This window comes from Pseudoalteromonas rubra (genome assembly GCF_005887095.1).
In the GTDB taxonomy this organism is placed as follows: domain Bacteria; phylum Pseudomonadota; class Gammaproteobacteria; order Enterobacterales; family Alteromonadaceae; genus Pseudoalteromonas; species Pseudoalteromonas rubra_E.
The window spans coordinates 186,502-200,245 of sequence record NZ_PNCI01000017.1 but is presented as its reverse complement, the minus strand read 5'-3'; the positions used below and the strand labels follow the sequence as shown (position 1 = coordinate 200,245).

The following is a 13,744-nucleotide window of genomic DNA, read 5'->3' as shown; positions in this document are numbered from 1 at the left end:
TGAAGTGCGTCTGAAATTCGGCGCCTGACCTGTCAATCCAACTGCTTATTATGATTTCACTGCGCTTTGCAGTGTGATGTTTATATGATTCTGACCTGCTTTCGTTATTTGAATGGGCAGGCAGAAGAAGACGGAGGCAAATGATGTCTTTTACTACCAATCAATATGCACTATTTCTGAGCGCCTGTTTATTTTCGCTGCTGAGCCTGAGCAGCCAGGCTCAGCCGGGCCCGTTACAGGCGTTAACTGTTTACAAAACGCCAACCTGTGGCTGCTGTAAAAAGTGGCTGTCGCACCTGTTGGCGCAAGGCGTTGCGGCGCAAGGAAGGGAGTTGGCGTCTTTAAGTGCGCTTAAATCACGTCATGGTATTGCACCGCGCTATCGCTCTTGTCATACCGCGCTCAGTCATGACGGCTGGGTATTTGAAGGGCATGTCCCGGCTAAGTTTATTCAGCAATTTCTGGCCAATCCCAATGCGGATGCCATCGGGCTCAGTGTGCCAGCTATGCCGTTTGGCTCGCCGGGCATGGAAGTGGATGAGCGCTTTACGCCATATCAGGTTTTACTGTTGATGAAAGATGGCAGCCATCAGGTTTATGCGCAAATCGATACTTATAAGGAGCAGTTTTGATGTCGCTTTTAATTCCTGCAACAGCCCGTTGCGCGCTGCTGGGCGCAGTGATAATGGCAATCAGCTCTGTACAGGCCTCTGCCAGTTTGCCTTTACAACAAGCCATAGAGCAGGCAATTGCTCAGGATCCCTTGTTGCAAAAACGCCACCATCAGCAGCAAGCCACTTATGCGCAAGGTCTTGCCGCCGGTACGTTGCCTGATCCAAAAGTGTCCTTGTCTATGATGAATCTGCCGGTGGATAGCTGGCAACATGACCGCGAGGCAATGACCCAGCTTAAGGTGGGCGTGAGCCAACAGTTTGGCCGTGGCGATGAGTTAGCACTTAAACGTGAGCAGCTACAGATTGCCAGTGAAGAGTACCCTCTGCTGCGTGCCGATCGGGTTGCGCAGATCCGGGCACAAGTCACTCAGCTATGGCTCGATACCTATCTGGCCGAGCGTACCATTGCTTTAATTGAGCAGGATAAAGCCCTTTTTGAGCAACTGGTCGATGTCAGTAAAGCCAGTTATGCCAATGTGGTCGGGCGCACCCGCCAGCAGGATGTGATCCGCGCGCAACTGGAGTTGGTGCAGCTCGACGACCGCCTCAGTGTTGAATACCAAAAACGGGAGTCTGCGCGTGCACAGCTGCTGGCCTGGCTGCGAGGCGCTCAGGCGCATATCGCCTGGTCTGATATCAATCTGCCAGAGACCTTGCCTCAGCTAAAAGTGGCTGTCCCGGCTATCTTTGTGCAGGGCAAGCCGGATGCAGAGCGACTACTGGCACGCCTCACCAGCCATCCGGTGGTGCTGGCGCAGGATGTGCGTATTGAGGCGGCTGGTAAAGGGGTTGCAATTGCCCGCCAGCAATATAAGCCGCAGTGGGGCGTGAATGCCAGTTATGGATATCGCAGTGATATGCCAGATGGCAGCAGCCGCGCCGACTTCTTTTCGCTGGGGGTGACGCTGGATGTGCCTTTATTTACCGACAATCGTCAGGACCAATGGCTGAACTCAGCTCAGTCAAATCGCGAAGCCATCAAAACCGATAAACTACTGTTGCTGCGTGAGCTGTCCGGTCAGGTTGAAAAAGAGGCGAGCCAGCTAAGGCGATTGTCAGAGCGTCAGACCTTGTTTCGGGAGCAGTTACTACAACAAACGCATGAGCAGGCAGAAGCAGCACTCACCGCATACACCAATGATAACGGCGATTTTGCCGAGGTCGTGCGAGCCCGCATTGCCGAGCTCAATGCCAGAGTCGCGGCCAAACAAATTGACGTCGATGCCCTTAAAACCGTTGCCAGATTGAACTATTACCTCACCACCTATCAGCCAGGAGTGACCGATGAATAATACGCTGAAACTATTGCTAGCTGGTTTATCTGGGGGGGCGCTGAGCTATGCCCTGATGACGCTGACTGCTGCTCCTTCACACACTGCTGATGCAGAGGCCGATAGCAACCAGCCGCTCTACTGGGTGGCGCCAATGGACAGCAATTATCGCCGTGATAAACCCGGTAAGTCGCCCATGGGCATGGATCTGGTGCCTGTTTATGCCGAGAGTGAAGAGCAGGTGCCCGGCGCCGTCACCATTTCTCCTGAAGTGGTGAATAACCTGGGCGTGAGAACCGCTGCGGTTGAGGTGGGGCCGATGCACAGCACGATTTCGACGGTCGGTTATGTGCAATATGATGAAGACAAACTGGTGCACATTCACCCGCGGGTCGATGGTTGGGTGGAAACTTTATACATCAAAGCGGCCGGCGAGCCGGTGGAGCAGGGGCAGCCATTATATTCGCTCTATTCGCCACAGCTGGTGAATGCGCAGGAAGAATTTTTGATTGCGCTAAATCGTAACAATGCCACCCTGATCAAAGCGGCGCGCGAGCGGTTATTGGCGCTGCAATTGTCGGCCGACTTTATCGCCAGTTTAGAGGCGCAGCGTCAGGTACGTCAGACCATCACCTTCTACGCTCGCCAAAGCGGCGTAGTGGCTGAGCTGAAGATCCGCGAAGGGTTTTATGTTAATCCTGGCAATACCCTGATGAGCATTGCTCAGCTGGATCAGGTCTGGGTGGAAGCCGAGGTATTCGAGCGTGATACCGCCCTGGTTAAAGCCGGTCAGCCTGTCACTATGACGCTGGACTATCTGCCCGGCGCGCGCTGGCAGGGGAGCGTAGACTATGTCTATCCAACCCTCAATGAAACCACCCGAACCCTGCGGGTGCGTTTGAAGTTTGACAATGCCGCAGGGCAACTGAAACCCAATATGTTTGCCCAGGTGCAAATTCAGGCCGGCAGCAAAGCACAAGCCATGCAGGTGCCGAGCGAGGCGGTGATCCGCACCGGTAAGCAGGACAGGGTGGTTGTGGCGTTGGGCGACGGGCGCTTTAAATCCGTGGCAGTCACTTTGGGCCGGGTAGGGCTGCAAAGCACCGAGATCCTCGATGGACTTCAGCAAGATGACCGGGTCGTTACTTCGGCTCACTTCCTGATTGATTCAGAGTCCAGTAAGAGCTCTGACTTTAAGCGTATGAGTGCGGATGCAAAACCAACTCAGGTCTGGATGGCCGGCACTGTGAACCACTATGAAGCGCATTCGGACGTGATCAATATAAGCCATGATGCTGTGCCCGAGTGGGAGTGGCCCGAAATGACCATGGATTTTCAACTTGCCGATACGCTCGACAGCAGTGCGCTTAAAACCGGCCAGTCGCTGCATTTTGAGGTCTCCAAAACGGATGCCGGGTATGAAATCACCACCATTCACATCATGGCGGAACCGACTCTGCCAACGGCGACCGTGGACGGCCATATCAAGGCAATAGACGCCGCCTCTCGTATCGCCACTATCCATCGCGGTGCCATTGAAAAATGGGGTCGTGCAGCGGCCACCATGGATTTTGTGGTAGCCGAGGATATCGACCTGAGTGCGTTTAATGTGGGCGATCAGATAACCTTTACCTTTGAGGTGGGGGATGACTTTGTTGTGACCCAGATGCAGCACGGCGAGCAAGACTCAGCCATGTCTGAACATGCGCATCATTAAGCCGGGAGTATTATCATGATAGCAGCAATCATAACCTGGTCTTTGCACAATCGCGTACTGGTCCTGCTGAGCACGCTGATGCTGGTGGCAGGCGGCCTGTTTGCACTGAAGCAAACGCCGGTTGATGCCATTCCGGATTTATCGGATGTGCAGGTCATCGTCAAAACCAGTTATCCGGGTCAATCGCCACAAGTGGTCCAGGATCAGGTGACTTTTCCGCTCACCACCGCCATGTTGTCAGTTCCGGGGGCAACCACAGTGCGGGGATACTCCTTCTATGGCGATTCCTATGTGTATGTGATCTTTGATGACGACACGGATCTTTACTGGGCGCGTAGCCGGGTACTGGAGTATCTCAGCCAGGCGGCTAACTTACTGCCACCGACTGCCAAACCGCAACTAGGACCGGACGCCACCGGGGTGGGCTGGGTGTACATTTATGCCCTGACGGACCGCTCAGGTAAGCATGACATCAGCCAGTTACGTAGTCTTCAGGACTGGTTCTTAAAATACGAGTTACAAACGGTATCTGGGGTCTCCGAAGTGGCTTCTGTGGGCGGCATGGTTAAGCAATATCAGGTGCAGGTTGATCCCGATAAACTGCGCGCCTATAACCTGCCCCTGAGTCATATTCAGCAGGCGCTGCAACGGGGTAACCAGGAAACCGGCGCCTCAGTCATCGAAATGGCAGAAGCCGAGTACATGGTAACGGCTACGGGGTATATTCGTTCGGTAACCGACATTGCTCAAATTCCGCTGGGCCTCAACGAGCAGGGCACTGCACTGACCATGGGAGATGTTGCCCAGATCACCATAGGTCCGCAAATGCGACGTGGCATTGCCGAGCTTAACGGTGAAGGTGAAGTCGTCGGTGGGGTGGTGATCATGCGTTTTGGTGAAAATGCACAGCAGACCATTGCCGGAGTGAAGGCTCGACTGGATGAGCTAAAGGCGTCCCTACCCGAGGGCGTTGAGGTGGTTACTGTGTATGACCGCAGTCAGCTGATTGAGCGGGCGGTTGATAATCTATGGCAAAAGCTACTTGAAGAGCTACTGGTAGTGGCTGTGATCTGTGCCGCCTTCTTGTTCCATCTGCGCTCCTCGCTGGTGGCGGTGATCACGCTACCCTTGGGGATCCTGGTGGCCTTTATTATCATGTATTTGCAGGGAATAAACGCCAACATCATGTCGCTTGGCGGGATTGCCATTGCCATTGGCGCGATGATTGACGGAGCGATTGTGATGATAGAAAACCTCCATAAGCATATGGAAAAGACGCCGCTGACCGACGACAATCGCTGGCAGATTGTGACAAAAGCCGCTACGGAAGTGGGTCCAGCCCTGTTCTTTAGCTTGCTGATCATCACAGTATCATTCCTGCCGGTGTTTATTCTCGAAGCGCAGGAAGGGCGAATGTTTGCGCCGCTGGCATACACTAAAACCTATGCCATGGCGGCTGCTGCCGGACTGGCAATTACCCTGGTCCCAGTGCTGATGGGCTACTTTATTCGCGGCAAAGTCACGCCGGAGCGCAAGAACCCGCTCAACCGGCTGCTTATAGCCACTTATATGCCGCTGCTGCGACAAGTGATGCGTGTCCCTAAGACCACGCTGGTGGCTGCGGTCGCTCTGACTGTGGTGGGCTTTTATCCGCTCAATAAAATCGGCAGCGAATTTATTCCACCACTGGATGAAGGCGACCTGATGTATATGCCCACCACTTATCCGGGAATCTCCATCGGTAAAGCGCGTGAGCTGTTGCAGCAAACCGACAAGCTGATTGCCACAGTGCCCGAGGTAGAGAATGTGTTTGGTAAAGTGGGACGCGCCGAATCAGCCACCGATCCTGCGCCATTGACCATGATTGAAACCTTTATTCAGCTTAAGCCACGCAGTGAGTGGCGTGAGGGAATGACCACAGACAAGCTGAAAGCCGAACTGGATCGTCTGGTGAAGCTGCCGGGCGTCAGTAATGCCTGGGTGATGCCCATCAAAACTCGTATCGACATGCTCGCGACGGGGATCAAAACGCCGATTGGGGTTAAGATTGCAGGCCCGGATCTGGCCGTTATCGAATCGCTTGGCCAGCGCCTTGAAACCATCCTTACCAAAGTGCCCGGCACAGCGTCTGTGTATTCCGAGCGGGTTGCGGGCGGGCGTTATATTAAGGTGGATATTCGCCGTGAGCAGGCCAGTCGCTTTGGGCTGAACATTGCCGATGTACAGCAGGTCGTTGCCACCGCCATTGGTGGTATGAATGTCACTCAAACCGTAGAAGGGCAGGAGCGCTACCCGGTGAATTTACGTTATCCGCAGGATTATCGTAGCTCGCCCGAGCAGCTGGCACGGTTGCCAATCGTGACGCCTACCGGTCAGCGTATTGCGCTTGGGGATGTGGCCGATGTGTACGTAGAAAGTGGCGCGCCGGGGATCAAAAGTGAGAACGCCCGCATCAATGGCTGGACCTTTGTCGACATAGACGGCGTGGATTTGGGCAGTTATGTTGCACAGGCGCGCAGTGTGGTTGCCGAAGAGCTGGAATTACCCGCCGGGTACTCATTAAACTGGGCGGGTCAGTATGAATATATGCTCCGTGCCCAGGAAAAGCTCAGTTATGTACTGCCGCTGACTTTGGCAATCATCATGTTGCTGTTATACCTTAACTTCCGCCGGTTTGGTGAAGTGGCGTTGATCCTGTTGACTCTGCCTATGGCCACCGTGGGCGGTCTGTGGTTGATGTATTTGCAAGGCTTTAATTTCTCAGTCGCGGTTGGGGTTGGCTTTATCGCGCTGGCCGGAGTTGCCGTTGAGATTGGCGTGCTCATGCTGGTGTATCTGGAACAGGCGTTTAAAGACCTGCAAAGCGAGGCCAGAGCAAGGCAGGTTGCTGTGAGCGAGTCGCAATACATTGACGCTTTGCTGCATGGCGCCGCACTGCGAGTGCGGCCGGTGATGATGACCGTCGCGACCATCATCATTGGTTTGCTGCCCATTTTGTATGGCACAGGCACTGGTTCTGAAATTATGAGCAGGATTGCGGCCCCAATGGTAGGCGGCATGGTGAGTGCACTGTTGCTGGCGCTATTGGTATTGCCTGTGTGCTACAGCCTGATGAAAAAGCCCGCGCTGCAACGCTTCAATGCGCAAATGCAGGAGGCTCGCTAACGAGACTAGGTTGGGAAAGTCGGACCGTTATTGACCTGAGTGGCCGCGACAAAGGCATCAAAGGCACTGACTTTTCCCAACAGCGCCACTTTGGTGGCGTGCCATTCCCGGCGCTGATAACCACCAATCTCCTGCCAGGCAGCCATTTCATCGGCACTGGTGTAATAAATGGTCGCGCCATTTCTGAGCAAGCCACGCTGGCAGTAAAGCGCAGCCTGACGGGCCATCGGCAGATGTTGAGTGAAGGTTTCCCCCTCCCAAACGGCGATGCGCAGCTTTGTGTAATGAGCGTATTTTTAACCACGAATGAATGATGCAAAGTCTCGGGCAATGTTCGCCGAACGCGATTAAGTTGTCTAAGCTTAGGAAGACTAGGGGCAAGTCAGGAACTTATTTGTGCAGTTAAAACAGTCACTTTTGTTATTCAAAGTGGCCGCCATTGGTGCGGCGTTGATTATTGCGACGGTCAGCTGGTTTCTTTACCGGGAGTTGGATCACAGCAAGCAACTCAACGATCATTTATTTAAACTACAAACCCAGATCCAGCGGCTATTGGATCAGGAAGAGCGGTTTGTGATTGAAAGGCAGAAAGCTTCGTTGCTCTCCATTGATGACTATCGTTATGCGTATCGGGATAGCTTCAATGAGTTAGTTGCTTTACTGGTGACTGATCATCAACATCTTGAACTGTTGTTTAAGCTCGATGAGCAGGTTAACCAATTTGCCGAATTGTATGAGCAGCTGGCTTCTATGCAGGCATTGCTGGGCTACGATAAAGACGATGGCGTGTATGGTGAGTTCCGCAGTAAAGCCCATGCTCTGCAGGCACTAGCCAAAGAGGCGCAAGATCCGCAACTGGAAATCTTACTCCTGGAGCTGAGGCGACGGGAAAAAGACTTTCTGCTCAGGCTCGACAGAAGCTACCTTAATCAGCATGGCGATCTGATCCTGCAAGCCAAAAATCGTATCCGGGCACAGTTTCCTGAGCGTGCAGAGTCATTTCTGTTGACGCTGGAGCATTATCAGAATGGCTTTGTCGTGTATACCAATGTGTTGCAAAAACAGGGGCTGGATCATAATCAGGGCGTACGTGGTGAGTTAGGAGAGCTGAAACTGGCGATACGTGGCCATTTTACGATTGTGGCCAAACAACTTTTCAGTGCATTCCAGGAGGAGCAGCAACAGCTGATCCTGATCAGTTTGCTATCCATTGTACTTAGTAGCGGTTTTAGCCTGCTTCTTTTGTACTATCTGAACAGTCGCGTATCCCAGCAGGTTATGGCCATTGGCAGAGTGCTCGTCAGGGTCGCTAAGCATGAAGACTTTTCTTTACGGGTAAACCTCAAAAGTGAGGATGAAATTGCGCAAATAGGTCACCATCTGGATGAACTGCTGGACTTTATTGAAACTTTGATGGCCCGGCTTAGTGCAGCTCAGCAACGGTTAATTGAAGAGGCCAAAATGGCCAGTCTGAGCAATATGGTCAGTGGCTTTGCCCATGAGCTAAACACCCCACTGGGCATTGCCATTACCAGTCAGTCGCATCTTAAAGCGCAGGTTGAGAATATGCGTCGCGATTTGGATAGTGGGCAGCTGAAGAAAACCACGCTGACCAATCTTATCGGCGAGGCTGAGTCGGCACTTTTTTTATTGGAAAACAACCTGCATCGTACAGCCTCACTTATTGACGACTTTAAAAAGGTATCGGCACAGCAGCATTATGATACCGAAATGGAGTTTGATCTGAAAACTCTTGTGGAAGGGGTATTTGACTGTTATCGCAGCGAACTGCCAGAGGAGGAGTACAAAATTGAAGTCGAAATACCGGATAACCTGATCCTCAGTAGCTATCCCAATGTGTTTAATCAAATCATCGGATATAGCCTGAATAACAGTCTTTTGCATGGTAAACATCCGGACAGAAAGCTGACCATCATTGTCTCGGCGCATATCGTGAATGACTATGTGCATTTCTATTTTAAAGACGATGGACAGGGGATTGATAAAGAGCTGTTGCCTGTGATTTTTGAACCTTTTGTCACGTCAAAGCGTCATTCGGGTGGCACAGGGCTGGGGCTGAGTATTATCTACAATCTGGTGACTCAAAAGCTTGGCGGGGAGATTAAAATACAAAGCCCCGCACATGGCGGGGCTTGCTTACACATTATTTTGGCAAATACCGCATTTAAGATGGTATCACCAGAGCCATGTGATTAAGCTTTTTTGCTGGCAACCCACTCGTTCACGAACTGCTCTAGTACGTTAAGTGGTACAGGGCCATTTTTCAATACTACGTCGTGGAACTGGCGGATATCGAACTTATCGCCCAGCTCTTTCTTAGCAGCTTCACGCAGTTCAAGAATTTCCAGCATACCGATCTTGTAAGCCGTCGCCTGAGATGGGATCACAATGTGGCGCTCTACCATTTTCACTGCATCAGACTTCGCGTTTGGCGTATTGTTAACATAGTAATCAATGCCTTCCTGACGCGTCCACTTCATTGCATGGATACCCGTGTCTACGACCAGGCGACAAGCACGCCATAGTTCCATCGCTAAGCGGCCAAAGTCTGAATATGGGTCTTCATACAGGCCCATTTCTTTTGGTACAAACTCAGAGTACAGTCCCCAGCCCTCAGTGTAAGCGGTGTAGCGGCCAAATTTACGGAACTTAGGCATGTTTTCCAGTTCCATTGCAATGGCGATTTGCATATGGTGGCCAGGAATACCTTCGTGGTATGCCAATGCTTCCATTTGGTAGGTTGGCATCGCTTCCATATCATACAGGTTAGCGTAGTAGATACCTGGGCGTGAGCCATCCGGCGCTGGCTGCTGATAGAAGGCTTTACCCGCTGATTTTTCACGGAAGGCTTCTACGCGCTTAACTATCATGTCGGCCTTTGGCTTGACGATGAACAGCTCATCAAGACGACCTTTCAGGTTGTCGATCATGGCAGTTGCGTCTGCCAGGTACTTGGCTTTGCCTTCTTCGGTATTAGGCAGGTAGAACTGTTTGTCGGTGCGCATGAACTGCATAAAGGCTTTTAGATCGCCCTTGAAGCCAACTTTTTCTTTGATTTCACGCATTTCATCATGAATACGTGCAACCTCAGACAAACCAATTTTGTGGATTTCTGCGGCGGTTAAGTCTGTGGTGGTGGTACGTGCCAGGGCGTTGTTGAAGTACTTCTCACCGTCAGGGAACTTCCAGGCACCATCGCGGGTGTCGGCACGCTTTTCAAGCTGCTGTAAGTAGCCAATCAACATGCTGTAAGCTGGCTTAACAGCCGTTTTAAGTGCTTCAGTGGCCTCGCCGATCAGGGCTTGTTTTTCGTTGTCTGCAATATCCAGCTTGTTGACTTTACGTTTAAAGTCAGCCAGTAAAGTTGAGTCTTCGCCTGCAACGAATGGCGCACCTTTAATGATGTTCTTGCTTGAGTCAATCACGTGAGGGAAAACAAACTTAGGGGCAATGATCCCTTTGTCGGCACGGATCTCCAGGTCTTTTACCAGCTGGTCGAATACCGCAGGTACACCATTCAGACGTGAAATATACGCTTTGGCGTCTTTAACGTCGGTGATTTGGTGTTGGTTGATCAAAAATGCCGGGACCATAGAGTGCGTGCCGTACATCTGGTTAACCGGATAGTTGTGGAAACGCCACTGGAAGTCGGCAATTTCATTTTCCAGGTTTTGCTTAAACAAGTCGTAGCTGACCTGGGTCTGTGCATCCAGTTTGCTGCGATCAATGGCTTGCAGGGCAACCAGGTCTTTTTTAGTCAACTGAAGATCTTCAAGTTGACGTGCTTCTGATTCATCGTCCCATTTGTCGTAGTCTTGCTTAATACCCAGGTAAGTTTGGTAAACCGGGCTGCGCATCACGCCGCGCATAAAAACTTCATCGAAAAAGGCATTGGCCTTTTCTACTTCGCTTTGTACCACTTGTTGTGTTACTTCCGCCTTAGCGGTGTTAGTTGGTTGCTCTGCAGTTTGCTGACAACCTGAGAGGAGCGCTGCTGCCACGGCTGCGGCAAGGAGTGTCATTTTACGCATGGGTTACCTTTTTTATTGTGTTCCACTTGGATTCGGGTGTTGATGCATTGTCACCAACAAAAATTGTCTCCGGCAGGTGACTTTCCATCTACCGGCAAGCTTACCAGCCCAATCTTATCCTAAGAGCAGGTATCAGACGAACAATTCTAGCAGGTCATTCAGATATCTGTGGCCCTTAATTGTTACCAACCATGAATCGCCCTGATCTATTAACAGTTCTTGTTCAATTGCCTGGACAATCGCAGGTTCAATATCGCTCAGCGATAAGCCGGTATAATCGCAAAAATCCTGTTTTTCACAGGGCTCATGTAAGCGAAAACAGTTCATAAAGAACTCAAACGGGCGATCGGCGGGTTCTACCTGCCAGCTGTCGTATAAATAGGGCTTAGTGAGATCCATGTAGCCGCGCGGGTGCTTGACCTTAACGGTACGCACTATCTCATTGCTGTCTGGTTGTGTGATTTTGCCATGAGCTCCACACCCAATACCCAGATAATCGCCGAATTGCCAGTAATTCAGGTTATGTCGGCATTGATAACCGGCCTTGGCATAGCCGGAAATTTCGTATTGCTGATAGCCATGTTTGGCAAGCAGTGCCTGGCCTTGCTCCTGAATATCCCACAAGATTTCGTCCTGAGGCAGCGTCGGTGGCTTAGAGGCAAACTGTGTGTTTGGCTCAATGGTGAGCTGATACCAGGACAGGTGCGGTGGATTGAGATCAATCACTTGTTGCAGATCGCTTAGTGCATCTGCAACGGACTGATCCGGCAAACCATGCATCAGATCCATATTGAAGCTATTAAGCCCGGCATCGTGGGCTTCAAAGGCGGCATGTCGTGCTTCTTGTTCACCATGAATACGGCCCAGCGCTTTTAACTTATCTGCTTGCAAGCTCTGCACGCCGATAGAAATGCGGTTAATACCTGCGGCAACATAGTGTTTAAAGCGATCCGTTTCCACCGTACCCGGGTTAGCTTCCAGGGTGACTTCAATGTCATCAGCAAAGCCAATCAGCGCTTCAATTTCACCCAGCAGCTGAGTATAAGCTGCGCCACTGAGCAGGCTGGGGGTTCCCCCACCAATAAAGATACTGTGGAGCTTACGGCCCTGTACCAGCGGCAGGTCGGCTCGCAAGTCCGCGAGCAGGTGTTGAATATACTCCTGCTCCGGGATCTCGCCTTTTTGACCATGGCTGTTAAAGTCGCAATAAGGACATTTTTGCACGCACCAGGGCACGTGAATGTACAAGCTTAACGGTGGGAGTTTCACAGCTGACCTTTAAAATGCGCCAGCAGTTGCTGTAATGCCTGACCGCGGTGACTGCGGGCATTTTTCTCTTCTTTGCTCAGCTGAGCTGAGGTGCAGTGCGTTTGTTCAACCCAGAAAACCGGGTCATAGCCGAAACCCTGTAAACCTTGCTGATCGTCGGTAATACGCCCCTCCCAGCTGGCCTGACAAATGACCGGCGTAGGGTCATCGGCGTGGCGCATGTAAACCAGTACGCACCAGAATCGCGCTGTACGCTCTGTAACGCCTGTCATTGCTTCAAGCAGTTTATCGATATTGTCCTGATCGCTGGCACCTGCACCAGCATAGCGGGCTGAATACACACCTGGTGCCCCCTTGAGGGCATCAACTTCAAGGCCTGAATCATCCGCAATGGCAGGTAAGCCCGTGATTTTGGCTGCATGGCGGGCTTTAATTATGGCATTTTCCACAAAGGTTGTGCCGGTTTCTGCGACATCACCTACGTTAAACTGGCTTTGCGGCAGGATTTCGATATTCAAATCTTTAAGCATGCTGCCAAGCTCGGCGACTTTGCCCGGATTACCGGTGGCGAGAACGATTTGTCTGGTCATATTAATCTACATAAAACTTTTGCTGAAACTTAAGCACGTGGCGCGTGTTACCCTGCTGGATGGTGACTTCGAAGCGATAGGTGTCTTCGTGATCCACATCCATCTGCGCCAGATAGTATACCGCATCGCCTTCAACTACTTCTTTAAATGTTAAGGTGGTTTTATTGCCGATCAGGTTACGCGCCTGACCGGTGAGTATGGCGCGCTGCGCTGTGTTGTTGGCATCATCAGCCAGAACGGAAATATTAATGATGGCCTTGCTGTTGCTCCGGGTTAACCCATATGCGCTGGCAATATTTGGTTGAATAAAGGTAGACGGGAAGGCGATATAGTGTACCTGCCAGTCGCCGAGTTGTTTGTATTGGCCACCTTGTGGATTGGAAGCCTGTGCTGGCTGAGCTAAAAGCAGCATGGCCAGCATTGAAATAAGTGTCAAAAAGGGTTTCATTGTTACGACTCCGAATGCTTAACGAAGCAGATCCATCATTAAAATTTGTAAAAACTGCATGCCAATTATTACCACCAGGATCGACAAATCGAAGCCGCCCAGCGGTGGAATAATTTTACGAATTGGGCGCAGCATAGGTTCAGTAAGCTGGCTGAATACCGCAGCAATCGGGTTGTAGCCCTGAGCCACCCAGCTAAGAATGGCACGGATAACTAACACCCAGAACACCAGTGAAAAGGCCTCTTTGACCACGGTCAAGGCACCAGAAATGGCTGCCTGCATAGCGTCCCAGTAGCCGCCAAACATCAGCATCAACACCGACATTTTGGCAAAACCGACCAGCAGCGCCAACACCAATGAGGCCAGGTCCAGCCCGCCTAACCCCGGGATCAGTTTTCGCAGTGGGTTAACGGCGAAAGAGGTCGCTTTGATCACGGCCTGACTCAGCGGGTTATAAAAATCAGCTTTGACTAATTGTAGCCAAAAACGCAACAGTACGACCATCAGAAACAGGTCAAAAATAATCCCTACCAAAAATTGCATGGCGTTCATTGTGTG

General features: G+C 51.4%; 11 protein-coding genes. 5 read left to right on the top strand and 6 right to left on the bottom strand.

Annotated elements, in window-relative coordinates; translation table 11 throughout:
* The first annotated feature begins 143 nt into the window (after positions 1–143).
* Genes CWB99_RS08670 through CWB99_RS08655 form a run of 4 tightly spaced genes read left to right on the top strand, consistent with a single transcriptional unit; the run spans position 144 to position 6,827 of the window.
* Entirely contained in the window at positions 144–632 is a 489-nt protein-coding gene (locus CWB99_RS08670) for a DUF411 domain-containing protein (RefSeq protein WP_138550509.1), read from the top strand.
* Complete coding sequence (locus CWB99_RS08665) at positions 632–1,966, top strand: TolC family protein (RefSeq protein WP_138550491.1); 1,335 nt, start codon at positions 632–634, stop codon at positions 1,964–1,966. The genes CWB99_RS08670 and CWB99_RS08665 overlap by 1 nt, the downstream gene beginning before the upstream one ends.
* Positions 1,959–3,662, top strand: a complete 1,704-nt coding sequence (locus CWB99_RS08660; RefSeq protein ID WP_138550490.1) for an efflux RND transporter periplasmic adaptor subunit — start codon at positions 1,959–1,961, stop codon at positions 3,660–3,662. Before CWB99_RS08665 ends, CWB99_RS08660 begins: the two co-directional genes overlap by 8 nt.
* 15 nt (positions 3,663–3,677) lie before the next feature.
* Positions 3,678–6,827, top strand: a complete 3,150-nt coding sequence (locus tag CWB99_RS08655; protein ID WP_138550489.1) for an efflux RND transporter permease subunit — start codon at positions 3,678–3,680, stop codon at positions 6,825–6,827.
* A 5-nt stretch (positions 6,828–6,832) separates the two neighbouring features.
* On the opposite strand, the gene CWB99_RS08650 is transcribed toward CWB99_RS08655, so the two are convergent.
* Positions 6,833–7,054, bottom strand: coding sequence for a hypothetical protein (locus CWB99_RS08650; RefSeq protein WP_138550488.1), 222 nt, complete (start codon positions 7,052–7,054; stop codon positions 6,833–6,835).
* 169 nt (positions 7,055–7,223) lie between these two features.
* Between CWB99_RS08650 and CWB99_RS08645 the strand changes: the two genes are divergently transcribed.
* Positions 7,224–9,044, top strand: coding sequence for a sensor histidine kinase (locus tag CWB99_RS08645; protein ID WP_138550487.1), 1,821 nt, complete (start codon positions 7,224–7,226; stop codon positions 9,042–9,044).
* Here CWB99_RS08645 and CWB99_RS08640 read toward each other — a convergent pair.
* From CWB99_RS08640 to CWB99_RS08620, 5 genes are all read right to left on the bottom strand, one after another.
* Positions 9,041–10,879, bottom strand: coding sequence for a DUF885 domain-containing protein (locus CWB99_RS08640; protein ID WP_138550486.1), 1,839 nt, complete (start codon positions 10,877–10,879; stop codon positions 9,041–9,043). The genes CWB99_RS08645 and CWB99_RS08640 overlap by 4 nt on opposite strands.
* 132 nt (positions 10,880–11,011) lie before the next feature.
* Positions 11,012–12,148 (bottom strand): radical SAM family heme chaperone HemW, encoded by a 1,137-nt coding sequence (gene hemW / locus CWB99_RS08635; protein WP_138550485.1) that lies wholly within the window; start codon positions 12,146–12,148, stop codon positions 11,012–11,014.
* A complete protein-coding gene (gene rdgB / locus CWB99_RS08630) occupies positions 12,145–12,738 on the bottom strand; it encodes an RdgB/HAM1 family non-canonical purine NTP pyrophosphatase (protein WP_138550484.1) in 594 nt (197 codons plus the stop codon). Before rdgB ends, hemW begins: the two co-directional genes overlap by 4 nt.
* Before the next feature lies 1 nt (position 12,739).
* Complete coding sequence (locus CWB99_RS08625) at positions 12,740–13,186, bottom strand: DUF4426 domain-containing protein (protein ID WP_138550483.1); 447 nt, start codon at positions 13,184–13,186, stop codon at positions 12,740–12,742.
* Positions 13,187–13,204: 18 nt separating this feature from the next.
* Positions 13,205–13,738: a YggT family protein gene (locus tag CWB99_RS08620; RefSeq protein ID WP_138550482.1), complete on the bottom strand. Its 534-nt coding sequence runs from the start codon at positions 13,736–13,738 to the stop codon at positions 13,205–13,207.
* Positions 13,739–13,744: the final 6 nt, after the last annotated feature.